The 25,354-nt window shown below is 60.2% G+C and carries 25 protein-coding genes; 6 read left to right on the top strand and 19 right to left on the bottom strand.

Annotated elements, in window-relative coordinates; translation table 11 throughout:
• Positions 1-5 precede the first annotated feature (5 nt).
• From flgK to AC1Q6Y_RS18380, 12 genes are all read right to left on the bottom strand, one after another.
• The gene (gene flgK / locus AC1Q6Y_RS18435) at positions 6-2,051 is read right to left on the bottom strand and encodes a flagellar hook-associated protein FlgK (RefSeq protein ID WP_492624943.1); all 2,046 of its coding nucleotides are present in this window, start codon (positions 2,049-2,051) and stop codon (positions 6-8) included.
• A gap of 23 nt (positions 2,052-2,074) precedes the next feature.
• A complete protein-coding gene (gene flgJ, locus AC1Q6Y_RS18430; RefSeq protein ID WP_492624942.1) occupies positions 2,075-3,361 on the bottom strand; it encodes a flagellar assembly peptidoglycan hydrolase FlgJ in 1,287 nt (428 codons plus the stop codon).
• A gap of 11 nt (positions 3,362-3,372) precedes the next feature.
• Positions 3,373-4,461 carry a flagellar basal body P-ring protein FlgI gene (locus AC1Q6Y_RS18425; protein ID WP_057715914.1) on the bottom strand — a complete coding sequence of 363 codons (1,089 nt, stop codon included), beginning with the start codon at positions 4,459-4,461 and terminating at the stop codon, positions 3,373-3,375.
• Positions 4,462-4,488: 27 nt separating this feature from the next.
• The gene (gene flgH, locus AC1Q6Y_RS18420; protein ID WP_057715915.1) at positions 4,489-5,184 is read right to left on the bottom strand and encodes a flagellar basal body L-ring protein FlgH; all 696 of its coding nucleotides are present in this window, start codon (positions 5,182-5,184) and stop codon (positions 4,489-4,491) included.
• 52 nt (positions 5,185-5,236) lie between these two features.
• Complete coding sequence (flgG, locus tag AC1Q6Y_RS18415) at positions 5,237-6,022, bottom strand: flagellar basal-body rod protein FlgG (protein ID WP_057715916.1); 786 nt, start codon at positions 6,020-6,022, stop codon at positions 5,237-5,239.
• Positions 6,023-6,067: 45 nt separating this feature from the next.
• On the bottom strand, positions 6,068-6,808 hold the full coding sequence (locus AC1Q6Y_RS18410) for a flagellar basal body rod protein FlgF (protein ID WP_090453789.1): 741 nt from the start codon (positions 6,806-6,808) through the stop codon (positions 6,068-6,070).
• Between the two features lie 203 nt (positions 6,809-7,011).
• Positions 7,012-7,608 carry a cytochrome c3 family protein gene (locus AC1Q6Y_RS18405; protein ID WP_085723386.1) on the bottom strand — a complete coding sequence of 199 codons (597 nt, stop codon included), beginning with the start codon at positions 7,606-7,608 and terminating at the stop codon, positions 7,012-7,014.
• 9 nt (positions 7,609-7,617) lie between these two features.
• Complete coding sequence (locus tag AC1Q6Y_RS18400) at positions 7,618-8,079, bottom strand: nitrate reductase cytochrome c-type subunit (RefSeq protein ID WP_371318478.1); 462 nt, start codon at positions 8,077-8,079, stop codon at positions 7,618-7,620.
• Positions 8,080-8,120: 41 nt separating this feature from the next.
• A complete protein-coding gene (napA, locus tag AC1Q6Y_RS18395; protein ID WP_492624941.1) occupies positions 8,121-10,625 on the bottom strand; it encodes a nitrate reductase catalytic subunit NapA in 2,505 nt (834 codons plus the stop codon).
• Positions 10,616-10,882 carry a chaperone NapD gene (locus tag AC1Q6Y_RS18390; RefSeq protein WP_057715921.1) on the bottom strand — a complete coding sequence of 89 codons (267 nt, stop codon included), beginning with the start codon at positions 10,880-10,882 and terminating at the stop codon, positions 10,616-10,618. Before AC1Q6Y_RS18390 ends, napA begins: the two co-directional genes overlap by 10 nt.
• Before the next feature lie 37 nt (positions 10,883-10,919).
• Positions 10,920-11,087 (bottom strand): periplasmic nitrate reductase, NapE protein, encoded by a 168-nt coding sequence (locus AC1Q6Y_RS18385; protein WP_173677902.1) that lies wholly within the window; start codon positions 11,085-11,087, stop codon positions 10,920-10,922.
• A 157-nt stretch (positions 11,088-11,244) separates the two neighbouring features.
• On the bottom strand, positions 11,245-12,804 hold the full coding sequence (locus AC1Q6Y_RS18380) for a sigma-54-dependent transcriptional regulator (protein WP_057715922.1): 1,560 nt from the start codon (positions 12,802-12,804) through the stop codon (positions 11,245-11,247).
• Between the two features lie 384 nt (positions 12,805-13,188).
• Between AC1Q6Y_RS18380 and phhA the strand changes: the two genes are divergently transcribed.
• The 6 genes from phhA (at position 13,189) to AC1Q6Y_RS18350 (ending at position 17,598) form a co-directional block, all read left to right on the top strand.
• Entirely contained in the window at positions 13,189-13,980 is a 792-nt protein-coding gene (phhA, locus tag AC1Q6Y_RS18375; protein WP_489339993.1) for a phenylalanine 4-monooxygenase, read from the top strand.
• A 105-nt stretch (positions 13,981-14,085) separates the two neighbouring features.
• Positions 14,086-14,442, top strand: coding sequence for a 4a-hydroxytetrahydrobiopterin dehydratase (locus AC1Q6Y_RS18370; RefSeq protein ID WP_007938547.1), 357 nt, complete (start codon positions 14,086-14,088; stop codon positions 14,440-14,442).
• Complete coding sequence (locus tag AC1Q6Y_RS18365; RefSeq protein WP_492624940.1) at positions 14,442-15,635, top strand: amino acid aminotransferase; 1,194 nt, start codon at positions 14,442-14,444, stop codon at positions 15,633-15,635. Before AC1Q6Y_RS18370 ends, AC1Q6Y_RS18365 begins: the two co-directional genes overlap by 1 nt.
• 274 nt (positions 15,636-15,909) lie before the next feature.
• Positions 15,910-16,041 (top strand): hypothetical protein, encoded by a 132-nt coding sequence (locus AC1Q6Y_RS18360; protein WP_339553974.1) that lies wholly within the window; start codon positions 15,910-15,912, stop codon positions 16,039-16,041.
• Positions 16,042-16,112: 71 nt separating this feature from the next.
• Positions 16,113-16,298: a hypothetical protein gene (locus AC1Q6Y_RS18355; protein WP_057715925.1), complete on the top strand. Its 186-nt coding sequence runs from the start codon at positions 16,113-16,115 to the stop codon at positions 16,296-16,298.
• A gap of 100 nt (positions 16,299-16,398) precedes the next feature.
• Entirely contained in the window at positions 16,399-17,598 is a 1,200-nt protein-coding gene (locus tag AC1Q6Y_RS18350; RefSeq protein WP_102669766.1) for an MFS transporter, read from the top strand.
• Here the strand turns inward: AC1Q6Y_RS18350 and arfB are convergent.
• From arfB to AC1Q6Y_RS18315, 7 genes are all read right to left on the bottom strand, one after another.
• Positions 17,595-18,008, bottom strand: a complete 414-nt coding sequence (gene arfB, locus AC1Q6Y_RS18345) for an alternative ribosome rescue aminoacyl-tRNA hydrolase ArfB (RefSeq protein ID WP_489339992.1) — start codon at positions 18,006-18,008, stop codon at positions 17,595-17,597. The two genes, AC1Q6Y_RS18350 and arfB, sit on opposite strands and share 4 nt — an antisense overlap.
• 164 nt (positions 18,009-18,172) lie before the next feature.
• Complete coding sequence (locus tag AC1Q6Y_RS18340) at positions 18,173-19,594, bottom strand: amino acid permease (RefSeq protein ID WP_057715928.1); 1,422 nt, start codon at positions 19,592-19,594, stop codon at positions 18,173-18,175.
• Positions 19,595-20,457: 863 nt separating this feature from the next.
• Positions 20,458-21,678, bottom strand: a complete 1,221-nt coding sequence (gene rluB, locus AC1Q6Y_RS18335; RefSeq protein WP_057715929.1) for a 23S rRNA pseudouridine(2605) synthase RluB — start codon at positions 21,676-21,678, stop codon at positions 20,458-20,460.
• A 288-nt stretch (positions 21,679-21,966) separates the two neighbouring features.
• Positions 21,967-22,938: an SMC-Scp complex subunit ScpB gene (gene scpB, locus AC1Q6Y_RS18330; RefSeq protein WP_090453783.1), complete on the bottom strand. Its 972-nt coding sequence runs from the start codon at positions 22,936-22,938 to the stop codon at positions 21,967-21,969.
• Between the two features lie 11 nt (positions 22,939-22,949).
• Positions 22,950-23,768, bottom strand: a complete 819-nt coding sequence (locus tag AC1Q6Y_RS18325) for a segregation and condensation protein A (protein WP_007984128.1) — start codon at positions 23,766-23,768, stop codon at positions 22,950-22,952.
• Positions 23,769-24,398: an L-threonylcarbamoyladenylate synthase gene (locus AC1Q6Y_RS18320; RefSeq protein WP_223502913.1), complete on the bottom strand. Its 630-nt coding sequence runs from the start codon at positions 24,396-24,398 to the stop codon at positions 23,769-23,771. It lies immediately after the preceding gene.
• Positions 24,399-24,411: 13 nt separating this feature from the next.
• Positions 24,412-25,275 carry a PHP domain-containing protein gene (locus tag AC1Q6Y_RS18315; RefSeq protein ID WP_057715932.1) on the bottom strand — a complete coding sequence of 288 codons (864 nt, stop codon included), beginning with the start codon at positions 25,273-25,275 and terminating at the stop codon, positions 24,412-24,414.
• Positions 25,276-25,354 lie beyond the last annotated feature (79 nt).

Raw genomic sequence — 25,354 nt, 5'->3', positions numbered from 1 at the left:
ACTCCTTAAAGGCTATTGATCAGCGTGGTGAAAATTTCCTGCGCAGCCTTGATGATCTGCGAAGACGCGGTGTAGTACTGCTGGTACTTGACCAGGTTGCCGGTTTCCTCATCCAGGTCGACCCCGGAGTTCGAATCCCGCGCCCCCTTGGCATTGGCCAGGATTGCCGTGGTGGCGTCGCTGTCGGACTTGCCCTGGGCAGCCTTGGCGCCGACGTTGGTCACCAGCTTGTTGTAGGCATCGGTCAGGCTGATGCCCTTGCTCGCGGTGCCGGTGTCTACGGTCTGCTTGGTTTGCAAACCCACCAGCGCTTGAGCATTGCGGTTGTCCGAAGACGCCGCGCCGGTCAGGTTGATGGTGAAGCTTTCGCCGCTCGCTGGCGTGGCGCCGACCGTGGTCTGCACAGTGAAGGTCTTCTGCACGGCTGGCGTGACGCTGTTGTCCATCACCGGCGCACCGCTGGCATCGACCATGCCCACTTTCAGGTTCAGGGTGTTGCTCTGGCCGGGAACGATGGTGCCGGTGCCGATCGAGTTGCCCTTGGCATCGACCATGTTGTAGGTCTGGCTACCGCCGCTGGCCGCCCCGAACACCAGTTTGACCGGCGTCGAGTTCTTGAGCGCGGTCTGCATTTCCGCCTGGGCCGCCGGGTTGTAGATATCTATGGTGCTGGTCAGCGTCGGCTGGGTGTAGGTGCCGGTGTTGTTGGCGCTGGTCACACCGGTCAAGGGTGCGGCCGCGGCGATTTTTTTCGGGTCGGTGAGCACGGTCTGGATACCGGCCGCCGCGCCACGGGTCGGTGTCACCTTGAACGAGTCGCCAGCGCTCAACGCACCGCCGTTCAGGTTCAGGCTGAAGCCGTCGATCACCGGAGCCGGCGTCGTCGTGGTGCTGAACGAGCCCATGTCGGTGCCGTCCGAGCGCTTGACGCTGTAGTTGGTCGCGCTGGTGAACGTCACCTGATAGTCGCTGGCGGTCAGCTTGCCGGTGTCCTTGATGGTGACATCCAGGTTGCCGGAGCCGGCACTGTTGCCCGCTGCCGCAATGCTGCGCTGACTGATCAGGGCGGCACTGTTGATGTTGTTGAAGATCGCCGCGCCGAAGTCACCGTTCTTGTCGATGCCTTGCGCCTGCTGGCTGTTGATCTGGTCGGCCACCACCAGCGCCACGCGCCCCAGCTCATTGAGCGAAGGGTCGAGCACTTCCTTGCGGTAAGTCAGCAGACCACCGATTTCACCACCGCTGATCACCGAGGTCACGTCGATGGTGCTGGAGCCACGGTTCAGCTGCAACGCCATGCGCGATGGATCGCTCTGGCTCGGCACGGTTTGCAGTGAATTGGTGGTGTTGCCGACCACCAGGGGCTGGCCGCTGCCGATGTAGATGTCGTAGCTGCTGCCACGCTCGACCACTTGGGTACCGACCAGCTCGGACAGTTGCCGCACGGCTTCGTTGCGTGAGTCCAGCAGGTCGTTTGGCTGATTGGTGCCGGTGGAGAGCTCGGAAATCTTCTGGTTGAGCGTGGCAATAGTGGTAGACAGCTTGTTCACCTGATCCGCCATGTCGCCCAGGCTGCCGTTCAGGTTGGTGTTCTGGTCGTTCAACTGCTTGGCAATCGAATTGAAGCGGGCGGACAGGGCCTGGGCACCGGTCAGCACCGACTGGCGGGACGTGTCGTCGGTGGCCGAGGTCGAAACGCCCTGCATCGAGGTGAAGAACTTTTGCAGCACGCCGGTCAGCCCGGTGTTGGTATCGGAAAGCGTGGCGTCCAGCGGAGTGGCCTGAGCGTTGTACGACGCCGCTTCGCTGTTGAGCGAGGTGGCGGTACGCAGCTGCGAATCGAGGTAGGCGTTGTACACGCGACGCACATCGGCCAGCGTTGTGCCGGTGCCGATGAACACATTGCCGTACTGAATCGAGCCTTTGGTGCTCTGCACAGATTGCTGGCGCGAGTACCCGGCGGTGTCGACGTTGGCAATGTTGTTGCCGGTCGTCACCAACGAGTTATGGCCAGCACTCAGCCCCGACATCCCGATATTGAGCAAACTCATGGTTCAGACCTTATACCTTGTGCCTATAAAGGCGTAGTTGAAACGCCCGCCGCAGCGTAGTTCTGGTAACTCGTCATCTGCTTGGCTATCTGCGAAATCTTGCTCGCGTAGTTCGGATCGGTTGCGTAACCGGCCTTCTGCAACTCGCGTACAAACTGTTCTGGGTTATCGGCCGACTTCACGACATCTTGATAGCGATTGTTGGTCTGCAGCAAAGTTACAAGGTCGTGGAAACTGTCCTCGTAGGAGTCGTAGGAGCGGAACTGCGCCGTCTCCTTGACCATCTGCCCGTTCCTGAATTCGCTGGTGATCGCCCGCGCCGAATTGCCCTGCCAACTATTGCCGGCCTTGATGCCGAACAGGTTGTGGCTGCTGCTGCCGTCCTGAGCACGCATGACCGACTTGCCCCAGCCGGTTTCCAGGGCCGCCTGCGCCACCAGGTAACGCGGATCGACACCAATGCGGGCCGCCGCTTCCTTGGCCATCGGCAACATGGTGTTGACGAACTGGTCGGCGGAACCGAAGGCTTTCTTCGCCGGCGCCAGCGGAATCTGCGCCATGGCGCGACCGTAGATCTGCATGCCGCCACTGGAGGTTTGCTGCGCGCTGGCCAGCCAGTCGCCGTTATACAAAGGACCGGTGCCAGTGCTTGTCGCGCGCTCAGGCAACGGTGTCTTGTTGATCGTCGTGGCTGCGGCCGTCGCCGAAGGCACCAGCCCGGCCAACAGACGATCAGCCAGCTTCGGCGGCAACGCCAGGCGTCGCTGATTGATCAGAGCCATGTCATTGCGATGACCACCCTCGCCCGCCTCTTGCGGCGCCTGGACCGATCGCGAAGCCCACAATGGACGCTGGCCATTGACCCGCGACAGCGGCCCATTGACTGCAACCGTGCCCGCCGCCACCGGCGTTTGCACGGAGGCCTTGGCAGCCTCTTGCCTGGCCAGCGATGCAGCAGCGGCCTCGCCCGGCGCCAATGGCTTGTTCTTCGACATCTGGCGCATCAGCACGTCCGCCAGGCCGATACCACCGCCCTCGCGGGACATGGAAACGGCCAGTTGCTGGTCGTACATTTCCTGGTACTGCTTGGCCGCCGGCGTGTTCATCGGATTGTCCTGCCCCAGCGCTTCGGTTGCCGAGCGCATGGACTTGAGCATCTCACCGAGGAACAGCGATTCGAACTCCTGCGCCACCTTGCGCATGTTGCCGTCGCTGTTCTTGTCGCCGACCTTGAGCTGATTCAGACGATTGAGGTCCGAATAGGAGCCCGAATCGCTGCTGCTGACCAGACCGCTCTTGCGCATATCCACGATGGCCGTCCTCAGATCACGATCAGATCGGCTTGCAGGGCGCCGGCCTGCTTCAGCGCTTCGAGGATGGCCATCAAGTCACCCGGTGCTGCGCCGACCTGGTTCACCGCCCGCACGATCTCGTCGAGGGTGGTACCAGGGCCGAACTTGAACATCGGCTTGGCTTCCTGCTGGGCGTTGACCTTCGAACGCGGCACCACCGCCGTCGTGCCATTGGACAGAGGGCCGGGCTGGCTGACGATCGGGTCTTCGGTAATGGTCACGGTCAGGCTGCCGTGGGTCACGGCGGCCGGGGAAACCTTGACATTCTGGCCGATCACGATGGTGCCGGTACGGGAGTTGATGATGACTTTCGCGACTGCCTGGCCCGGATCGACTTCGAGGTTTTCCAGGATCGACAGGTAGTCGACGCGCTGGCTCGGATCGAGCGGCGCGGTGACGCGAATCGACCCGCCGTCGATGGCCTGGGCTACGCCAGGGCCGAGCATGTTGTTGATCTTGTCGACGATGCGCTTGGCGGTGGTGAAGTCGGAACGGTTGAGGTTCAGCGTCAGGCTGTTGCCCTGGTTGAAACCGCTCGGCACCGCACGTTCCACCGATGCACCACCGGGGATGCGACCGGCCGACGGAACGTTGACGGTGATCTTCGAGCCGTCTCGCCCTTCCGCGTCGAAACCGCCGACCACCAGGTTGCCTTGGGCCACCGCATAGACGTTGCCATCGATACCCTTGAGTGGCGTCAGCAGCAAGGTGCCGCCACGCAGGCTCTTGGAGTTACCGATGGACGAAACGGTGATATCGACCTGCTGACCCGGCTTGGCGAACGCCGGCAAATCGGCGCTGATCGACACCGCCGCGACGTTCTTCAACTGCACGTTGCCCGAACCCGGCGGCACCTTGATGCCGAACTGCGAGAGCATGTTGTTGAAGGTCTGCAGGGTGAACGGGGTCTGCGTCGTCTGGTCGCCGGTGCCGTTTAGCCCGACCACCAGGCCGTAGCCGATCAATTGGTTGGAACGCACGCCGGAAATGCTGGCGATGTCCTTCAGGCGCTCGGCTTGAACGTTGAACGCTGCGGACATCAGGAACGCAGCCATCATGAGACTTCTGAAATTCAACGTAGCCACCTAGAAAGGGAACAGCGGGCTGAGGAAGAAACGGTCGAACCAGCCTGGCTGACTCGCATCGGCAAACGAACCGGTGCCCGAGTAGGTGATGCGCGCATCGGCGACACGGGTCGACGGCACGGTGTTGTCGGTGGCGATGTCATCGGCGCGAACCAGGCCGGCAATCCGCACCAGCTCGTCGCCGGTGTTGAGGGTCATCCACTTCTCGCCGCGTACCGCGATAATGCCGTTGGGCAACACATCGGCGACGGTGACAGTGATCGAACCGGTCAGGGTGTTGCCCTGAGCCGCCTTGCTGTCCCCCTTGGTCGCGCGGTCACCTTCGTAGCTGGCACTCAGGCTCAGGTCGCCATCGCTGAACGGGTTGTTGGTGGTGGCGCTGCTGCCGAACAGCGAACTCAGGCCGATGTTGGCCTTGCTGTTCTTGCCAATTTGCGAGTTGGCGTTTTTGCTGGCCTGGGTCCTTTCGTTCAGGGTGATGGTGATGATGTCACCGACCCGGAACGCCTTGCGGTCGCTGTAGAGGTTCTGTTCGAAACCGGCCTGATAGATCGAGCCATTGTTCGCGGCCGCCGGCAACGGCGTGCGCGGCAACACCGGAGCGTAGTAAGGGTCATTGGGCTTGGGCGTCGCAGGCACGCAACCTGCGAGCGCGGTGATCCCACTCAGTGCCAGAACAGATACATAGCGATTCATGACCCTACCTCACGGTGTTGCAGGCGGCCCAATGGCCGCCACATAGACTTGATTACAGATTCTGCGTTACGAACGAGAGCATCTGGTCGGCGGTGGAGATCACCTTGGAGTTCATCTCGTAGGCGCGCTGGGTGGTGATCATGTTGACCATCTCCTCAACGGTGCTGACGTTGGACGTTTCCAGGGTGTTCTGCAGCGTGGAGCCGAAACCGTTCAGGCCCGGAGTGCCGACTTGCGGCGCGCCACTGGCGGCGGTTTCCAGGAACAGGTTGTTGCCCACCGCCTGCAGGCCGGCCGGGTTGATGAAGTCGGCGGTTTGCAGGTTGCCGATCACCTGGGCTGCCGGGTTGCCGGCAACGGTGATGGACACGGTGCCGTCGCGGCCGACCGTGAAGGTCTGCGCGTCGTTCGGAATGACAATGGCCGGCTCCAGGGCAAAGCCGCTGGCGTTGACGATCTGGCCGTTGGAGTCCAGGTGGAACGTACCGTCACGGGTGTAGGACGTGGTGCCGTCCGGTTGCAGGATCTGGAAGAAACCACGGCCGTCGATGGCCATGTCCAGCGGCTGCTCGGTGGTTTGCAGGCTGCCGGCGGTGAAGTTTTTCTGGGTACCGACGATGCGCACACCGGTACCCAGTTGCAGACCCGACGGCAGTTCGCTGTCCTGGGTCGACTGGGCGCCTGGCTGGCGCTTGATCTGGTAGAGCAGGTCCTGGAACTCGGCGCGGTCACGTTTGAAACCCGTGGTCGACACGTTGGCCAGGTTGTTGGAAATGGTGGTCAGGTTGGTGTCCTGGGCGGACAGACCTGTTTTGGCAACCCATAGAGCCGGAAGCATTCGATTCTCCTCGTGCGCCTGTTTTACGGCGCGACGTTCTGGTAATTAGCTGATCTGCAAGACCCGAGCCATGGCCTGGTCATCGTCTTTGGCGGTGTTCATCATCTTGATGTGCAGCTCGAACTGCTTGGCCAGGGCCAGAACGGAGGTCATCTCCTCCACGGCATTGACGTTGCTCGATTCGAGGAACCCGGACACCAGCTTGACGTTGGCATCGGCCTGCGCAGGCGCGCCGTCCTTGGTGTGGATCGAACCATCCAGGCCCTTGGTCATGTTCTTGAAGTCCGGGTTGACCAGCTTGATGCGGTCGACTTCCGCCATCACCCGGGGACCTTCGCCCATCGCGCGGATGCTGATGGTGCCGTCCTCGCCGACTTCGATCTGCTGCTCCGGCGGCACGGAAATCGGCCCGCCATTGCCCATGACCGGCATGCCGTTGCCGGCGCGCAGCACACCCAGGGCGTCAACATTCAGGCTGCCGGTGCGCACGTAGCTTTCACCGCCATCGGGGTTCTGTACGGCAATCCAGCCGTTGCCTTGCACGGCAACGTCGAGGTCGCGGCCGGTTTCCACCAGTGAGCCGGGGGAGAAATCCGTGGCCGGGCGTTCGGACATGGCAAACGCACGCGCCGGAAAGCTGTCACCGAACACCGGCATCGAACGGGCCTGCTCCAGGTCTTTCTGGAAGCCGTTGGTGGAGATGTTCGCGAGGTTGTTGGCATGAGCCTTTTGCGCCAGTGCATTCTGGCTGGCGCCGGTCATTGCCACATAAAGGTACTTGTCCACACTCTTTCCTCTGCCTGCCGGACGTTTGCCGCCCACTGCTGTGTTGCGCAGGTTGTAGCAATTTGCAGACCAACTTGCGCGCAGCGGCTCCAACCCCCTTTAAACAAGGGGCTGGAGGCTAATCAGAAGGGAATCGAACGATGTATCGAAGACGAAAAACCGGCGCGGTTATGCCGCTTGGCGGCAATGCCGTGAAAAGCCGGCTACCAACCTTTCACGCCGCTCATGTCGGGCAATTTGTGGGCAATGCCTTTATGGCAATCGATACAGGTCGCCTGGCCACTGGCCAAGGAGGTGGAGTGCATGTTGGCGGCGCGTTTACCCTGGCGTGTGAAGTCCATGAACTCGAAGTTATGGCAGTTGCGACACTCCCGGGAATCGTTGGCCTTGAGCCGTGCCCACTCGTGTTCGGCCAGCTCCCGGCGCATGCCCAGAAACTTGTCCCGGGTACTGATAGTGCCGAACAGCTTGCCCCAGACCTCCTTGGAAGCCTGCATCTTGCGGGCGATCTTGTGCGTCCACTCATGGGGGACGTGACAGTCCGGGCACGTGGCGCGCACGCCCGAGCGGTTGGTGTAGTGAATGGTTTCCTGCAACTCGACAAAAACGTTGTCGCGCATTTCATGGCAGGACGTGCAGAACTTCTCGGTGTTGGTCGCTTCCAGCGCGGTGTTGAACCCACCCCAGAAAATCACCCCGGCGATAAACCCGCCGAGAGTCAGGAAACCCAGGCTGTAATGCACGCTGGGCCGACGCAGCACACCCCAATAATCCTTGAGCAAGGCAAGCAAAGATTTCATGGCCTTTCCTCAAGGTTTCGGCTGGTGGTTGATTTCGTCTTGCAAGACCTGGTCGATGTTCTTGAAGCTGTTGTTCACCAGTGGCTTCACATCCTTTTGCGGCACGTGACACTGGTTGCAGAAATATCGGCGCGGCGACACCGCCGCCAATGCCTGGCCGTCACGGTCCATGTAGTGAGTGATGCTGATCATCGGCGCCTGGGTACGCGCACTGTTGGCGCGACTGTGGCAGGTCAGGCACTTGTTGCTGTTCATGTCGATGGCATACCCGCGAATGCTGTGGGGTATGGTGGGCGGTTGATCGGGGTAATTACGCTCACGCTTGAGGTCCTTGTTCTCGTCTTCGGCAATGGGCGGTGCCGGCAGCTCCTGGGTCAGGGTCCCGCCGACTCGCCGCCCATCCGGTGCCGGCGCATCCAGTGGGTAACCGGGTTCTGCCGCAAATGTCGCGGGCAGCCACATCAGCAGCATGACAAGCAAGGACAGCGAACGATAATTCATGAAAGCTCTCCTTATGCCGTCTTGATCAACTCAATCCTGATCGCGCATTTCTTGTAATCGGTCTGTTTGGAGATCGGGTCCGTCGCATCAAGCGTGACTTTGTTGATCAGCTTGTTGGCATCGAAAAACGGCACGAACACCAGGCCTTGGGGCGGCTTGTTGCGCCCCCGGGTTTCAATCCGTGCACGCATCTCGCCGCGCCGACTGATCAGCTTTACTTCGCTGCCACGCCGGGCATTCAAGGCCTTGGCATCGGCCGGGTGCATGTAGACCAGCGCATCGGGGACCGCTTTATAAAGTTCTTCGACACGCTGGGTCATAGTCCCGGTGTGCCAATGCTCAAGCACCCGACCGGTGCTCAACCAGAACGGGAAGTCCGCGTCCGGGGCTTCCGCAGGAGGCTCGTAAGGCAGCGCGAAGATGATTGCCTTCTTATCGGGGTAGCCGTAGAACTGCACGCCACTGCCCTTCTCGACATACGGATCGTAACCTTCGCGGAAGCGCCAAAGCGTTTCCTTGCCTTCGACGACAGGCCAGCGCAACCCGCGCTCGGAGTGATAACGATCAAAGGGCGCCAAGTCATGACCATGTCCACGGCCGAACTGGGCATATTCTTCGAACAGACCTTTTTGCAGGTAGAAACCGAAATCCCGGGCCTCGTCGTTCTGATAGCCCGCCGCCATTTGTTCAACAGGGAACTGATCGACCTGGCCATTCTTGAACAGCACCTCATACAGGGTCTTGCCCTTGTATTGCGGTGAGCCGTCCAACAGTTCCTGCGGCCAGACCTCGTCGGTTTTAAAACGCTTGGAAAACTCGACCAATTGCCAAAGGTCCGACTTGGCGTCACCCGGCGCCGAGACCAGTTGATGCCAGAACTGCGTACGCCGCTCCGCGTTGCCGTAAGCGCCCTCTTTCTCGACCCACATCGCCGTCGGCAAAATCAGATCGGCCGCCTGTGCCGAGACGGTGGGATACACATCCGACACCACCACGAAGTTCTCGGGGTTGCGCCACCCCGGCAGCACTTCCTGCATGATGTTGGGCCCGGCCTGCATGTTGTTGCTGGCCATCGTCCAATACACATTGAGCACGCCGTCCTTGAGCATGCGACTCTGCTGCACGGCATGGAACCCGACCTTTTCCTTGATGGTGCCCGCCGGGAGCTTCCAGATTTTTTCCGCGGTGGCGCGGTGCGCCGGATTGGTGACCACCAGGTCGGCCGGCAAACGATGGGAGAACGTGCCCACTTCACGTGCCGTCCCGCAGGCCGAAGGCTGACCCGTCAGGGAGAAAGGACTGTTGCCCGGCTCGCTGATTTTCCCGGTCAGCAGGTGAATGTTGTAGATCAGGTTGTTGGCCCACACACCCCGGGTGTGCTGGTTGAAGCCCATGGTCCAGAACGAAACCACCTTGCGCTTGGGGTCGGCGTACAGTTCGGCCAATGCCTTGAGGCGCTCGGTTGGCACACCGGTTTCTTTCGCCGTGCGCTCAAGGGTGTAGGGTTTTACAAAAGCGGCGAATTGCTCGAAGTCGATGTCGGTCCAGGTGTTCGCCTTGTCGGCATTTTTGGCTTTCATCTCCAGCGGATTATCGGCACGCAAACCGTAGCCGATGTCATCCGTGCCTTTGGCGAACTTGGTGTGTTTGCTGACGAAGTCTTTGTTGACCGAACCGCTTTCAATGATGTGATTGGCGATGTAGTTGAGAATGAGCAGGTCAGTCTGCGGCTTGAACACCATCGGAATGTCGGCCAGTTCAAAACTGCGATGTTCGAAAGTAGAGAGCACGGCCACTTTCACATTCGGCTGGCTTAAACGGCGATCAGTGACCCGACTCCACAGAATCGGATGCATTTCCGCCATGTTCGAACCCCACAAGACGAATGCATCGGTGACTTCTATATCGTCATAACAGCCCATTGGCTCATCGATACCGAACGTGCGCATAAAGCCCATGACCGCCGAGGCCATGCAATGGCGTGCATTGGGATCGATGTTGTTCGAGCGAAACCCCGCCTTCATCAATTTGTTGGCCGCGTACCCTTCCCAGATCGTCCACTGTCCGGAACCGAACATGGCGATAGACTCCCCGCCCTTGTTCTTCAGCGCCTCCTTGTACTTCGACTCCATCACATCGAACGCCTGTTTCCAGGACACCGGGTGAAACTCGCCTTGTTTGTCATATTGCCCATTGGTCATGCGCAACAGCGGCTGAGTCAGCCGATCAACGCCGTACATGATCTTGGACAAAAAGTAGCCTTTGACACAGTTCAACCCGCGATTGACCTCGGCTTTTACGTCGCCGTGAGTTGCAACAACCCTGTTGTCCTTGGTCGCCACCATGACGCTGCAACCGGTGCCGCAAAAACGACAGGGCGCCTTGTTCCAGTCCAGGGCGACCATGTCTTGTTCGGTAATCAGGTTGCTGGCAGAGGTAAACACCGGGAGGCCCGCAGCCGCTGCCGCGATCCCGGCAGCCTGGACTTTGACAAACTCTCGCCGCGTCATAGGCATGTGCTTTCTCCCGTTACATCGAGAATCTCGTGATAAACCAGGGCGGCATTGAGCACGCCTGGCAAGCGATTGATCTGATCGATTCGCTGAAGAATCTGGCTTTCGTGATCGGTTTCCAGCACAACCACCAGTTTGCCGGCAGGGCTTTCCTGATGAAGTTCAACGCCCTTGAGCAAACGCAAGTTGGCTTTCACCGCCTCGAACAGGGCCGGACGGGCATGTACTACCAGACTGGCAATGTGCAGCGTCTTTCCCATGTCCCGTACTCCCTGCTGAATTAGAGATAGATGGCGATCAGTTGGGAGGGCCTGGCGGCCCGAGGAGCATTTGCAGGAACCAGACAAAAAAACCGTAACCACCGACTATCGCCACCGATAACAGTGGAAACAGAACAATGATCAGGAAATAGAAGAGGCGAGTTTCTTTGCGAACTCGCTGGGTAGAGTCATCCATTGATGGCATGGTCAGCACTCCTGCCAAACTTTGAGAGGAGCCTAGATGGCTTCCTCTATAAGTTCCATGATTCAGATCAATAGCAGAAGCTTTAGCGCCTTAAATGCGAAATGACAGCACTGGATAAATATTGACACTCGAGAATATTTATTATTTGAGTGGGTTTTTAACGCTCCAGTTTGCCTATTTCATATTCACGCAACTTGTTGGCAATGGTTGTGTGGGAAACACCCAGTCGCTTGCCGAGCAATCGGCTGCTGGCATGTTCCGAATAAAGCCGTTCCAGTACCGCCTTCTCGAAACGCCCGACGATCTCGTCCAACCCACCCTCCAGCGAAAAATCGCCAAGGGGCTGACGCACGCCATAATCCGGCAGACGAATATGCTCGGCCTTGACCGTGCCGCCGTCGCACAGGGAAACCGCCTGGAACAGAACGTTCTCCAGTTGACGCACGTTACCTGGCCAATGGTAGTGACTGAGCCGCTCCATGGCCGCCGGCGCCAGCTTTGGCAACGAGCAGCCGATCTGCCGACTGGCCTGATCGAGGAAGTGCTCCACCAGCGGCGTCAAGCCGTCGAGGCATTCGCGCAACGGCGGGATGTGCAGCGACAACACATTCAAGCGGTGGTAGAGGTCCTGGCGGAACTCACCGCGAGCGCACAATTCGGACAGGTCGACCTGGGTCGCGCAGATCACTCGCACGTCGAGGTAGACCTCTTCATCACTGCCCACACGACGGAAGCAACCGTCCTGCAAAAAACGCAGCAATTTCACCTGCAAACGCGGGCTCATTTCCCCGACGCCATCGAGAAACAGCGTGCCGCCCGCCGTCAGCTCCAGCAGCCCGAGCTTGCCTTCGGCCCGCGCCCCTTCAAAGGCGCCCGGGCCGTAACCGAACAATTCCGTCTCGGCCATGGACTCCGGCAGACCGGCGCAATTGAGCGCCATCAACGGCGATTGCCCTCGAGGGCTGGCCAAGTGGCAAGCCCGCGCCAGCAACTCTTTGCCGGTGCCGGTTTCCCCTTCGATCAACAGCGGTGCATCCAATGGCGCCATGCGTCGCGCTTCGCGCACCACGGCGGCCATGACTTTCGAGCTTTGGAAGATGCTGTCGAAGCCGCGCAACTCCTGCTTGCGCACGTTGTAGATGCGCTCGCCCACCCGGTCGGCGCGGTGCAATGTCAGCACCGCACCGGCCATGGCCTCGCTGTCGTCATGCTCCGATTGCAGCGGCGCGATGTCGGCCAGGAACACATCCCCCTTGACCTTGACCCGCAGCCCGTTGATCCGCGACTTGTTGGCGCGCACCAGTTCCGGCAAATCGAAATCCTCGGCGTACCGCGACAGGGGAATCCCCGGCACCTCGTCGACGCGCACCCCGAGCAACTGCGCCGCCGCACGGTTGGCCGCGACAATGGAACCGCCCATGTCGATCGACAGCACCGGAAACTCCAGCGCACCGAGCAGTGCATTGAGTTCCATGTGCCGACGCTCGCTGGGCATCAGCCCTACACGCTTGACGCCAAAGACCCCGGCAATCGCTTCGAATTTCGGACGCAAGGCCTGGAACTGAATGTTGATCAGGTTTGGACAATGCAGGTAGATGGCGTTGCCATGCTCCCCCCCCACCTCACCGCGGGCCACGTTGATCCCGTACTCCACCAACAGGTTGAGAATGTCGCGCAGGATGCCGATGCGGTTCTGGCAGTGGACTTTGATACGCATATTAAAGGCCCGAAAAAACGATGAATGGGGTGCGTAACCTGTAGGAGCGAGCCTGCTCGCGATGGAGTCGAGCGCAACGCGTTTATTCAGGATGAACGCGTTTTCGTTAACGTCCATCGCGAGCAGGCTCGCTCCTACGGGGATTATTTTTCTGCTGAGGTGCTCAGATAGTCGTCAAGATTATGTGACAGGTACGATGCTTTTCAAACCCGAAAAACTCAACATCTGCGCCACAGCAGTTAATCCGTAACGAAAAATTTACGAAAAACGGTAAATCTTCCTGCGAATTACCAGAGTCACCTGCTGCAACAGCGCAATTCTTGAGGTATTTCTAGGTCCATAGCAGTACATAACAAGAACGAAATCCCCTAGCAGGAGAGCAGCATGAAGCAGACGCAATACGTGGCTCGCGAGCCCGATGCGCAAGGTTTTATCGACTACCCCGCCGAAGAACACGCGGTGTGGAACACGCTGATCACTCGTCAACTGAAAGTGATCGAAGGGCGTGCGTGCCAGGAGTACCTGGACGGTATCGAAAAACTCGGTCTGCCCCACGACCGCATTCCTCAACTCGGCGAAATCAACAAGGTCCTCGCTGAAACCACCGGCTGGCAGGTTGCCCGGGTTCCCGCACTGATTCCCTTCCAGACCTTTTTCGAATTGCTGGCCAGCAAGCAGTTTCCGGTGGCGACTTTTATTCGTACCCGCGAAGAACTGGACTACCTGCAAGAGCCGGACATTTTCCACGAGATCTTCGGTCACTGCCCGCTGCTGACCAACCCGTGGTTCGCCGAATTCACCCACACCTACGGCAAGCTCGGCCTCAAGGCGTCCAAGGAAGAACGCGTGTACCTGGCGCGCCTGTACTGGATGACCATCGAGTTCGGCCTGCTCGACACCCCGCAAGGCCAGCGCATCTACGGCGGTGGCATCCTGTCCTCACCGAAAGAGACTGTCTACAGCCTGTCGAACGAGCCTGAACACCAAGCCTTCGACCCGCTGGAATGCATGCGCACGCCTTACCGCATCGACATCCTGCAACCCCTGTATTTCGTTCTGCCGAACCTCAAGCGCCTGTTCGACCTGGCCCACGAAGACATCATGGGCATGGTCAAGCAAGCGATGCAGATGGGTCTGCACACGCCGAAATTTCCGCCAAAACCAAAAGCTGCGTGAACCGCGACTTTTGCTGACAAGTGAGTCTGTCAGTCACCGTCGCTTTGGTTTAGCGTGACGGCACTGTCGACCGATATAAAAACACTCGATTACAGGAAACACACCATGTCCACTTTGAACCAAGCCCATTGCGAAGCCTGCCGCGCCGACGCCCCACAAGTCAGCGACGAAGAACTGCCGATCCTGATCAAGCAGATCCCGGACTGGAACATCGAAGTACGTGACAGCGTCATGCAGCTGGAAAAGGTCTTCCTGTTCAAGAACTTCAAGCACGCCCTGGCGTTCACCAACGCCGTCGGCGAAATCTCCGAAGCCGAGGGCCATCACCCGGGCCTGCTGACCGAGTGGGGCAAAGTGACCGTGACCTGGTGGAGCCACTCGATCAAGGGCCTGCACCGCAACGATTTCATCATGGCCGCGCGCACTGACGAAGTGGCGAAGGACGCTGAGGGGCGCAAGTAATGCATTTCGACGCCATCGGTCGAGTGCCTGGCGACCCGATTCTGGGCCTGATGGAGGCCTACGCGCAGGACCCTAACCCGCGCAAGTTCGATTTGGGCGTGGGTGTCTACAAGGACGCCCAGGGCCTGACGCCGATTCTCGAGTCAGTGAAGCTTGCCGAGCAGCGCTTGGTGGATCACCAGTCCACCAAGACCTACATCGGTGGTCACGGCGAACCGGCGTTCGGCAAAGCGATCAATGAACTGGTGCTCGGTGCCGACTCGAAGCTGATCAGCGCACAACGCGCCGGCGCCACCCAGACTCCGGGCGGCACCGGGGCGTTGCGCCTGAGCGCGGACTTCATCGCCCAGTGCCTGCCAGGTCGCGGCGTGTGGTTGAGCAACCCGACCTGGCCGATCCACGAAACGATTTTTGCGGCAGCCAAGGTCAAGGTCAGCCACTACCCGTACGTGGGCAGTGACAACCGGCTCGACGTCGACGGCATGCTGGCAGCACTCAATGAAGCGCCCAAGGGTGACGTGGTCTTGCTGCACGCCTGCTGCCACAACCCGACCGGTTTCGACCTGTCCCAGGATGACTGGCAGCGGGTGCTGGAGGTAGTACGCAAGCGCGAACTGCTGCCACTGATCGACTTCGCGTATCAAGGATTCGGCGATGGCCTGGAACAGGATGCCTGGTCGACCCGGCTGTTCGCCGCCGAGTTGCCGGAACTGCTGATCACCAGTTCCTGCTCAAAGAATTTCGGCCTGTACCGCGACCGCACCGGCGCGCTGATTGTCTGCGCGAAAACCGCCGACAAGCTCGTGGATATCCGCAGCCAACTGGCCAACATCGCCCGCAACCTGTGGTCGACGCCGCCGGATCATGGCGCTGCCGTTGTAGCGACCATCCTCGGTGATCCAGAGCTGAAACGCCTGTGGGCCGACGAAGTTGAAGCGATGCGCCTGCGTATCGCCCAACTGCGCAGCGGTTTGGTGGAAGCGCTGGAGCCTCACGGTTTGCGCGAGCGCTTTGCCCATATTGGCCTGCAACGCGGGATGTTCTCCTACACCGGCCTGTCGCCTGAGCAAGTGAAGAACCTGCGCGATCATCACAGCGTGTACATGGTCAGCTCGGGCCGGGCCAACGTGGCCGGCATTGATGCCACGCGCCTGGATTTGCTGGCCGAGGCGATTGCCAACGTCTGCAAGTAACCCTCGGGCACTGCAATCCCCCTGTGGGAGCGAGCTTGCTCGCGATAGCGGTCTATCAGTCAACATCATCGTTGAATGACACTCCGCAATCGCGAGCAAGCTCGCTCCCACATTTGCTTCTGCGTAATTGTTACTTATCTGTCTATACAACCCCATCCGTCGAAACAAATGGATATAAAAGTCCGTTTGTCATTTTCAGTGCTGTATCCTGCCCAGGCTTTTTTAAAGCGCGGATCTACCAGATCTATCAACAGACTTAGCGAGGAGCGCAACCATGCACGAGATTCCTAATCTCCCCTTCCCAAGCCTGCACGTACCTGAGCAGACGACCACGCAGCAAGCCGGAGCCCAACAGCCCGAGCCGAAAGAAGCCACTGACAGCCGCCAGGCTGACAGTGAAGACTGAAACACCCGCCGTACAGACCGTGTGGAAAGCGCTACCATGCGCTTTCCACACTGCCTGAAACGAGACTTTCCATGACCGATGAATTCAGCGAAGCGCAGGCCAGCGTCCTGATCGGCACCGCCGAGAAAATGATCGAGATCTGGAATCGCCTCTCTCCCGAGAAACAAGCCGCTTTGCTCGCCCGCTTCGGCACCCAGGAAAATGCGCTGGCCGCCCTGGTCACCACGCAACTGGTCGCTCCCGTCAAAGCTGAATGACCACCGCCCGGTAAATAGTTTTACTTTTTCACAACCGACGACCGTCCACACCGCTATCATAAGCAGCCTATCTATCCTGCTTTACCGTGGACCTTTACCCATGCCTGAAAACCAGCGCCCCCTGGCGGTCACGCTGCAAGTCGTTTCCATCGTCCTTTTCACCTTCATTGGCTACCTGAACATCGGCATCCCCCTGGCCGTATTGCCCGGTTACGTCCACAGCGACCTGGGCTTCGGCGCGGTGATCGCGGGTCTGGTGATCAGCGTGCAATACCTGGCCACCCTGCTCAGCCGCCCCTATGCCGGGAAGATCATCGACAACAAGGGCAGCAAACTGGCTGTGATGTATGGCCTGGCCGGTTGCGGCTTGAGCGGTGTGTTCATGCTGGTCTCGGCCTGGACCCAGAGCCTGCCGACCTTGAGCCTGATCAGCCTGTTGATCGGCCGCCTAGTGCTCGGCAGCGCGGAAAGCCTGGTGGGCTCGGGCTCGATTGGCTGGGGCATCGGCCGGGTCGGCGCGGCGAACACGGCCAAGGTCATCTCCTGGAACGGTATCGCCAGCTATGGCGCACTGGCTGTCGGCGCGCCCCTGGGCGTGCTGCTCGTCCATCAACTGGGCTTGTGGAGCATGGGAGTGAGCATTGTGCTGCTGGCGATCCTCGGCCTGCTGCTGGCCTGGCCGAAAACCGCCGCGCCGATCGTTGCCGGTGAGCGCCTGCCGTTCATGCATGTGCTGGGGCGAGTCTTCCCCCACGGTTGCGGCCTGGCCCTGGGCTCCATCGGCTTCGGCACCATCGCCACCTTCATCACCTTGTATTACGCCACGCAACACTGGGACAACGCGGTGCTGTGCCTAAGCCTGTTCGGCGCCAGCTTCATCGGCGCGCGCTTACTGTTCGGCAACCTGATCAACCGCCTCGGCGGCTTTCGCGTGGCCATTGCCTGCCTGTCAGTGGAAACCCTGGGATTGCTCCTGCTGTGGCTGGCACCGGATGCCCATTGGGCACTGGCGGGTGCGGCGCTGAGCGGCTTCGGCTTTTCGCTGGTGTTTCCGGCACTGGGCGTGGAGGCGGTCAACTTGGTCCCGGCCTCCAGCCGTGGTGCAGCGGTCGGCGCCTATTCGCTGTTCATCGACTTGTCGCTGGGGATCACCGGGCCGCTGGCCGGGGCGATTGCCGCCGGGTTCGGGTTCGCTTCGATCTTCCTGTTCGCCGCCCTCGCCGCGCTCAGCGGTTTGATGCTGAGCCTATACCTGTACCGGCAGGCGCCGAAGCAACGCGAAGCGCGGGACGCCCGCTAGAAGTCGACCTTGCCGCGCCCGGCCTTGATATTGCCGCGCTTGCTCTTGGATTCGAGGCGACGGGTCTTCGAGCCGAGGGTCGGTTTGGTCGGACGGCGCTTTTTCTCGACCTTGGTGGCACTGAGGATCAACTCGGTCAGCCGCAACAGCGCATCGGCGCGGTTCTGCTCCTGCGTCCGGTACTGCTGGGCCTTGATGATCAACACACCGTCGCTGGTGATGCGACTGTCGCGCAGCGCCAGCAGCCGCTCCTTGTAGAACTCGGGCAAGGACGACGTCGGAATGTCGAAGCGCAGGTGCACGGCGCTGGAAACCTTGTTGACGTTCTGCCCACCCGCGCCCTGGGCGCGAATGGCCGTCAACTCGATCTCGGCATCCGGCAGTTGCACGTTGTTGGAAATCACCAGCATGGAAAAGCGTCCGTATTCAGAGTGTGCAGGATACCGCGAATGAGTGTCAGGAACGCAGCAGAACCAATGTGGGAGCGGGCTTGCTCCCACAAAGGGATTTATGTGAACCCCGAAAAAAAACAAACCCGGCACATGGCCGGGTTCGTTGTTTCTGCGTTCTGCGTTTACTTCGCCGCAGAGCCGGCAACCTGCAGTGCATGTTGCGCGCTGCGCTTGTTCTTGATGCCGTAGCAGACCCACATGAACACGAGCCACACTGGAATCGCGTACACCGATGTCTGGATCCCCGGAATCAACAACATCACACCAAGGATGAACAACACGAACGCCAGGCAGATGTAGTTGCCGTACGGATACCACAAGGCCTTGAACAGTGGCGTTTGTTTTGTCTTGTTCATGTGTTGGCGGAACTTGAAGTGCGAGTAGCTGATCATCGCCCAGTTGATCACCAGGGTGGCCACCACCAGCGACATCAGCAGTTCCAGCGCGCTGTGCGGAATCAGGTAGTTCAGCAGTACCGCGATCAGAGTCACGGCGGCCGAGGCCAGGATCGAGCGCACCGGCACACCGCGCTTGTCGATCTTCGCCAATGCCTTTGGCGCATCGCCTTGCTCGGCCATCCCCAGCAGCATGCGGCTGTTGCAGTAGGTGCCGCTGTTGTACACCGACAGCGCAGCGGTCAGGACCACGAAGTTGAGGATGTGCGCAGCGGTATTGCTGCCCAGCATCGAGAACACTTGCACGAACGGGCTGCCGCTATAGGAATCACCGGAAGCGTTCAGGGTGGTCAGCAAGCTGTCCCACGGCGTCAACGACAGCAGGATCACCAATGCACCGATGTAGAAAATCAGGATCCGGTAGATCACCTGGTTGATCGCTTTCGGAATCACGGTTTTCGGTTTGTCGGCTTCGGCAGCGGTGAAACCGAGCATTTCCAGGCCACCGAAGGAAAACATGATGAAAGCCATGGCCATCACCAGACCCGTGACACCGTTCGGGAAGAAGCCACCGTGGGACCACAGGTTGCTGACCGCAGCTTGCGGGCCGCCATTGCCACTGACCAGCAGGTAGCTGCCCAGAGCAATCATGCCGACGATCGCCACGACCTTGATGATCGCAAACCAGAACTCGGCCTCGCCAAAGACTTTGACGTTGGCCAGGTTGATGGCGTTGATCAGCACGAAGAAGGCAGCTGCGGAGGCCCAGGTCGGGATGTCCGGCGCCCAGTAGTGGATGTACTTGCCGACCGCGGTCAGCTCGGACATACCCACCAGAATGTACAGGATCCAGCAGTTCCAGCCCGACAGGAAGCCGGCAAAGCCGCCCCAGTACTTGTGCGCGAAGTGGCTGAAGGAGCCGGCCACCGGATCTTCGACGATCATTTCACCCAGTTGGCGCATGATCATGAAGGCGATGAAGCCACAGATGGCGTAGCCGAGGATCATCGACGGGCCGGCGGATTTCAGCACCCCGGCCGAGCCGAGGAACAAGCCGGTACCGATCGCGCCACCGAGGGCGATCAATTGAATGTGGCGATTTTTCAGGCCGCGTTTCAGCTCGCCTGATTGCGGGTTTTGTCCACTCATGAAAAGGGTCTCACGCAAGGTTTGATGATGTTCAGTAGACGTTGCTGCTCAAGAAAGGCGTTAAGCGGCACCGATCAAACCCCAGCGCAGGCACCAGGAGTTCAGCGTAATTACAACGGTCATGCGTCACCTGTTTGTTTTTATCTGTGACGAAATCGAACCCGACACGCTCGTGACGCGACGGAGTGAACAAGGCGGATAGCCTTGAGGTTTGCGCAGATGCGCAGGAGGTCACAGGTAAAACGCGGCGCATTGTACACCTGTAACCCCCTGCTGCCAGACCCGCTGGACAAGCGTGTCTATGGCCGGGATTGCCTGTGTCCGCCCCGAGAGGCTCGGGCGGCTGCAAAAAATGGGTCAGATCCTTGCGGATCATCGACGCAGACGGCGCCAAACACGCCACTCGCGGAGAGATGAAAACGGATTGCGGCGTTCATTGCGCCTCCTTTTTGTTATGCACCTGCACGACAGGCATGGCGCGCATAACACCCTGCATGGAGCGGTGAAACAAGCGGGCCAGAGGGTCGGAAGGAGGAAGGAAGACGCTGAAGCGTAAGCGTTTTCTTACGGTATCCAGGGAGTGGCGAATCCACGGGGTTAATCCGTGGTTTTTGTCAGGATTTCTTTACATCGCGTAAACCATGATTTCCATATTGGAGGTCTCAGCGCGACGACTGGCGCCATCGCGAGCAAGCTCGCTCCCACATTTTAATCGCGATTCTCCGAGCAAACTCATTACCCTGTGGGAGCGAGCTTGCTCGCGATGGCGCCCTCAAAAACAATACGGACATAAAGCCAGACGAAAAAAAACGCCAACCCGAAGGTTGGCGTTTTTCACTTGCCGCTAACAGCTTACCGCTGCCTCACTCCGGCTTGCGACGACCGAAGCCTGGACGCTGGCCGGAACCGGCCGGTGCGCCACGGCGCTTGCCCGATGGCGTGTCACCGTCGACCAGTTTGATCCCCGGACGCTTCGGCGCGGGCTTGGCCGGGCGCTTGGTGTCGGCCGGGCGATCGGCTACCGGCGTACCACGACCTTCGCCACGCTCGGTACGGCCGTTGGCCGGACGTGGCGTACGTGGACCGCGTTCGCCGTCCTGACGGGCAGCAGGCTTGCGCCCTGGACGCTCGCCTTCGATCTGCGGCTCGCGGCTGGCACGAGGCGCGGCAGGTGCGGCGGCTGCACCAGTGGCTGGACGCAGGGTACGAACGCGTTCGGTCTTGGCCATCGGACGCGACGACTTGCGCTGCATCCGGTCAAGCTTGTCCTTGCTCTTGGCGTTCATCTGCGGCATCGCGACCGGCGTCAGGCCGACCTCGGCACTCAGGATGTCGACTTCGTACTGGCTCATTTCGCGCCAGCGGCCCATCGGCAGGTCGGAGTTGAGGAACACCGGGCCGAAACGCACGCGCTTCAGACGGCTGACCACCAGGCCCTGGGATTCCCACAGGCGACGAACTTCGCGGTTACGACCTTCCATCACCACGCAGTGATACCAGTGGTTGAAACCTTCACCGCCTGGCGCCTGCTTGATGTCGGTGAACTTGGCCGGGCCGTCTTCAAGGACAACACCAGCCTTCAGACGCTCGATCATCTCGTCATCGACTTCACCACGCACACGTACCGCATATTCACGGTCCATTTCGTAGGAAGGGTGCATCAGGCGGTTTGCCAGCTCACCGTCGGTGGTGAACATCAGCAGACCGGTGGTGTTGATGTCCAAACGACCGATGTTGATCCAGCGTCCCTCTTTAGGGCGCGGCATCTTGTCGAACACGGTCGGACGGCCTTCCGGGTCGACACGGGTGCAGATCTCGCCGTCGGGCTTGTTGTACATGATCACGCGGCGGACCGACTCGGCAGCCTCTTCGCGCTTGATCACCTTGCCATCGATGGTGATGGCGTCGTGCATGTCGACACGCTGGCCAAGGGTGGCGTCTTTGCCGTTTACCTTGATGCGGCCGTGGCTGATCCAGGCTTCCACGTCACGGCGCGAGCCGACGCCGATACGGGCGAGGACTTTCTGCAGTTTTTCGCCTGCTGGGCCGATTGGCTGGTCGTCTTGCTGGTCTTTGATACTCATCTGGGCACCTCCCGGTGTGGTCTGAAAACTGGGTACTTGGGCGAAGGGATCGCCGAAGGGTCGCGAATCATACGCGCATGAGGGCGTTTGCGCATCAGAGACTAGCTGATCAAGGCAAGGTTATTTGTTTTTCCGCCGACCGGTGACACGCAACTTGATCATTCGGCGATCACAACCCCCTGTAGGAGCGAGCTTGCTCGCGAAAAACCCAATGGCGCCACGGGCATCCGGATGTGCGCGTCATCGTTCACGACCATCGCGAGCAAGCTCGCTCCTACAGGATCGGTGTCAATCTTCGAACTGGCGCCGTTCGGCCTCGATGGCTTCGGCCAGGGCCTGGGCTTCGGCTTCTTCGTCCGACAATTCGGGCTCGGGTTTCGGTTGTTCGAGAGCGGCAACGGCGGCCAGGAGCTTTTCCCGGGCTTCGGCGACACCGAGGATGTCGTCTTCTTGCTCCGGTTCAATTTCCGGTTCAGGCTCGGGCTGTGCCGCTTCGACTTCTGGCTCGATGACCGACTGTTCCGGATCGAATTCAGGCGACGCCCCATCACGCAGCAAATCGTCGAAATCGGTCTTGATCCCCTCCTCCATGCTGTCCAGTTCCAGCAGCAGCGTGTGGAAACTGGTTTCTTCCTTGGGCTCTTCCGGTTCGGCACTGGCGTCGGCCAGTTCCTGCAGGGCTGCCGGTACCGGGGCATCATCGAAGTCGAGCACCGGATCCGGTTCCAGCTCGCGCAGTTCCGCCAGCGGTGGCAGGTCGTCGAGGTTCTTCAGGTTGAAGTGATCGAGGAACGCCTTGGTGGTGGCGAACATCGCCGGCTTGCCGGGCACGTCGCGGTAGCCGACGATGCGGATCCACTCGCGCTCCATCAAGGTCTTGACGATATTGCTGTTGACCGCCACGCCCCGCACGTCTTCGATTTCACCGCGGGTGATCGGCTGGCGATAGGCAATCAGTGCCATGGTTTCCAGCATGGCCCGGGAGTAACGCTGCGGGCGCTCCTCCCACAGACGCCCGACCCAAGGCGCAAATTTCTCGCGAATTTGCAGGCGATACCCCGAGGCCACTTCCTTGAGTTCAAACGCGCGGCCATCGCAGGACTTGGCGAGAATCGTCAGGGCCTTCTTGAAGACCGGTGGTTCCGGGCGTTCGCCTTCTTCGAAGAGTTCGAACAGGCTTTCCAAAGATTGCGGCTTTCCCGAGGCCAACAGAAAGGCTTCAAGCAAGGGTGCCAGATCACGGGGTTCAGTCAGGTTCATGTTTCGACTCGTTATTCGGCTCGGGCTCGCACGTGGATCGCGGCAAATGGCTCATTCTGCACCAGCTCGACCAGGGATTCCTTGACCAATTCAAGGATCGCCATGAAGGTCACCACCACCCCCAAGCGCCCTTCTTCAGCGGTGAACAGCTCGACAAACGGTACGAAACCGCCGCCCTTGAGGCGCTCCAGCACATCGCTCATGCGTTCGCGGGTCGACAGCGCTTCGCGGCTGACCTGATGGCTTTCGAACATGTCGCCACGGCGCAACACCTCGGCCATGGACAACAGCAGCTCTGACAAGCGCACATCCGGCAACAGCTTGCGCGCCCGGGCCTCCGGGGCGTCAAGCTTGGGCACCACCACATCACGGCCGACGCGACTCAGGCCGTCGATGCCTTCGGCGGCAGCCTTGAAACGCTCGTATTCCTGCAAGCGGCGAATCAGTTCGGCGCGCGGGTCTTCCTCTTCGTCTTCGACGGTTTCGGCCCGTGGCAACAGCATCCGCGACTTGATCTCGGCCAGCATCGCCGCCATCACCAGGTATTCGGCGGCCAGCTCCAGGCGCACCGACTGCATCAATTCGACGTAGCCCATGTACTGGCGAGTGATTTCCGCCACCGGGATGTCGAGGATGTTGATGTTCTGTTTGCGGATCAGGTACAGCAGCAGGTCGAGCGGGCCTTCGAACGCCTCGAGAAAGACTTCGAGGGCATCCGGCGGGATGTACAGGTCCAGCGGCATTTCCATGACCGCCTGGCCATAGACCATGGCGAAGGGCAGTTCCTGCTGGGCTCCGGCCTGACTGTCGACGGGTTCTACTGCGGACATCTAGGCCTCGACCATGAACGGCGCAGGATCGCCGCAACCAACGCGAATGACTTCCGGCTCGCCGTCGGCGAGGCTGATCACGGTGGACGCCTTGATCCCGCCGAAACCGCCGTCGATGATCAGATCGACCTGATGTTCGAGCAACTGGCGCATTTCGTGCGGATCGCTCAACGGATCGTCATCGCCTGGCATGATCAGGGTTACGCTCATCAACGGCTCGCCCAGTTCAGCCAGCAGCGCCAGGGCAATCGGGTGGCTAGGCACACGCAGGCCGATGGTGCGTTTCTTCGGGTGCAACAACAGCCGCGGCACTTCGCGGGTGGCGTTGAGAATGAAGGTATACGGCCCCGGCAGATGGGCCTTGAGAATGCGGAAAGTGCCGGTGTCGATCTTGGCGAACAGCCCCAGTTGCGACAGGTCGCTGCAAATCAGCGCGAAGTTGTGCTTTTCATCCAGCTGCCGCAGACGCCGAACGCGCTCCACGGCTACCTTGTCGCCGATCTGGCAACCTATGGCGTAGGAAGAGTCCGTGGGATAAATCACCACCCCGCCCTTGCGGATGATCTCGACCGCCTGTTTGATCAGGCGCGCTTGCGGGTTTTCCGGATGAATCTGGAAAAATTGACTCACATTCTCTACCTGTTCAGACGGCGGCAATAATTGGGTCATGTTTGAATCGACACCATAGCGGTGGCAGATCCTCCGGGAGTGGCCGGTATTCACCGATCTCCGACCAGCCTCCGGGGCCATGAAAATCACTGCCGGCACTGACCAGCAGACCGAACTCGCGGGCCAGAATGGCCAGGCTGCCCACTTGCTCGGCAGGCTGGTAACCATTGACCACTTCGATGGCGTGGCCCCCTGCTTGAATATAGTCGGCAATCAGGCGACGTCGCTTGCTGCGCGTGAATTCGTAGTGCCAGGGGTGTGCCAGACTCACCCAGGCCTTGGCCGCGCGCAGGGTTTCGACGGTTTCCTCCAGGGTCGGCCAGTGTTGCTTGACGTCGCCCAGCTTGCCGGCGCCCAGCCATTTGCGGAACGCCTCGGCGCGATCCTTGACGAAACCTTCACGCACCATCCAGTCGGCGAAATGCGGGCGGGCCGGCGCGTTACCGCTGTCGCCCAGCTCCTGCTGGATCTCCCGGGCGCCTTCAAGCGCCCCCGGCATGCCTTTGAGCGCCAGTTTGCGGCTGATTTCCTCGGAGCGTAGCCAGCGGCCATCATGCAATCTGGCGATGGCCTCGACCAACGGCGCGGCGTTGACGTCAAAACCGTAGCCCAGGATATGAATGGTCGCGCCGCCCCAGGTGCAGGACAATTCGACGCCGTTGACCAGTTGCATCCCCAGCGCGGTAGCCGCGTGCCGGGCCTCGTCGAGGCCCTCGAGGGTGTCGTGATCGGTCAAGGCCAGGACTCGCACGCCTTTCTCGAACGCCCGCGCCACCAGAACCGCAGGCGCCAGGGCGCCATCGGAGGCCGTGCTATGGCAGTGCAAATCAACATTCACAGGGCTTTGTAACCTCAAATAAGCTGGCGCTATCGCGCGCCCATATGTTTGTTATTATGCCGCCACATCCTGCTTCTGG

This window comes from Pseudomonas sp. GW823-FHT06E10, from assembly GCF_058794995.1.
This window is presented reverse-complemented; position numbering and strand designations above follow the sequence as displayed.

Coding starts and splice junctions, on each gene's coding strand:
- flgK (WP_492624943.1), bottom strand. CDS start 2,051: ATGAGTTTGCTCAATATCGGGATGTCGGGGCTGAGTGCTGGCCATAAC.
- AC1Q6Y_RS18425 (WP_057715914.1), bottom strand. CDS start 4,461: ATGATGGCTGCGTTCCTGATGTCCGCAGCGTTCAACGTTCAAGCCGAG.
- flgH (WP_057715915.1), bottom strand. CDS start 5,184: ATGAATCGCTATGTATCTGTTCTGGCACTGAGTGGGATCACCGCGCTC.
- flgG (WP_057715916.1), bottom strand. CDS start 6,022: ATGCTTCCGGCTCTATGGGTTGCCAAAACAGGTCTGTCCGCCCAGGAC.
- AC1Q6Y_RS18405 (WP_085723386.1), bottom strand. CDS start 7,608: ATGAAATCTTTGCTTGCCTTGCTCAAGGATTATTGGGGTGTGCTGCGT.
- AC1Q6Y_RS18400 (WP_371318478.1), bottom strand. CDS start 8,079: ATGCTGCTGATGTGGCTGCCCGCGACATTTGCGGCAGAACCCGGTTAC.
- napA (WP_492624941.1), bottom strand. CDS start 10,625: ATGCCTATGACGCGGCGAGAGTTTGTCAAAGTCCAGGCTGCCGGGATC.
- AC1Q6Y_RS18390 (WP_057715921.1), bottom strand. CDS start 10,882: ATGGGAAAGACGCTGCACATTGCCAGTCTGGTAGTACATGCCCGTCCG.
- AC1Q6Y_RS18385 (WP_173677902.1), bottom strand. CDS start 11,087: ATGCCATCAATGGATGACTCTACCCAGCGAGTTCGCAAAGAAACTCGC.
- AC1Q6Y_RS18380 (WP_057715922.1), bottom strand. CDS start 12,804: ATGCGTATCAAAGTCCACTGCCAGAACCGCATCGGCATCCTGCGCGAC.
- phhA (WP_489339993.1), top strand. CDS start 13,189: ATGAAGCAGACGCAATACGTGGCTCGCGAGCCCGATGCGCAAGGTTTT.
- AC1Q6Y_RS18370 (WP_007938547.1), top strand. CDS start 14,086: ATGTCCACTTTGAACCAAGCCCATTGCGAAGCCTGCCGCGCCGACGCC.
- AC1Q6Y_RS18365 (WP_492624940.1), top strand. CDS start 14,442: ATGCATTTCGACGCCATCGGTCGAGTGCCTGGCGACCCGATTCTGGGC.
- AC1Q6Y_RS18360 (WP_339553974.1), top strand. CDS start 15,910: ATGCACGAGATTCCTAATCTCCCCTTCCCAAGCCTGCACGTACCTGAG.
- AC1Q6Y_RS18355 (WP_057715925.1), top strand. CDS start 16,113: ATGACCGATGAATTCAGCGAAGCGCAGGCCAGCGTCCTGATCGGCACC.
- AC1Q6Y_RS18350 (WP_102669766.1), top strand. CDS start 16,399: ATGCCTGAAAACCAGCGCCCCCTGGCGGTCACGCTGCAAGTCGTTTCC.
- arfB (WP_489339992.1), bottom strand. CDS start 18,008: ATGCTGGTGATTTCCAACAACGTGCAACTGCCGGATGCCGAGATCGAG.
- AC1Q6Y_RS18340 (WP_057715928.1), bottom strand. CDS start 19,594: ATGAGTGGACAAAACCCGCAATCAGGCGAGCTGAAACGCGGCCTGAAA.
- rluB (WP_057715929.1), bottom strand. CDS start 21,678: ATGAGTATCAAAGACCAGCAAGACGACCAGCCAATCGGCCCAGCAGGC.
- scpB (WP_090453783.1), bottom strand. CDS start 22,938: ATGAACCTGACTGAACCCCGTGATCTGGCACCCTTGCTTGAAGCCTTT.
- AC1Q6Y_RS18325 (WP_007984128.1), bottom strand. CDS start 23,768: ATGTCCGCAGTAGAACCCGTCGACAGTCAGGCCGGAGCCCAGCAGGAA.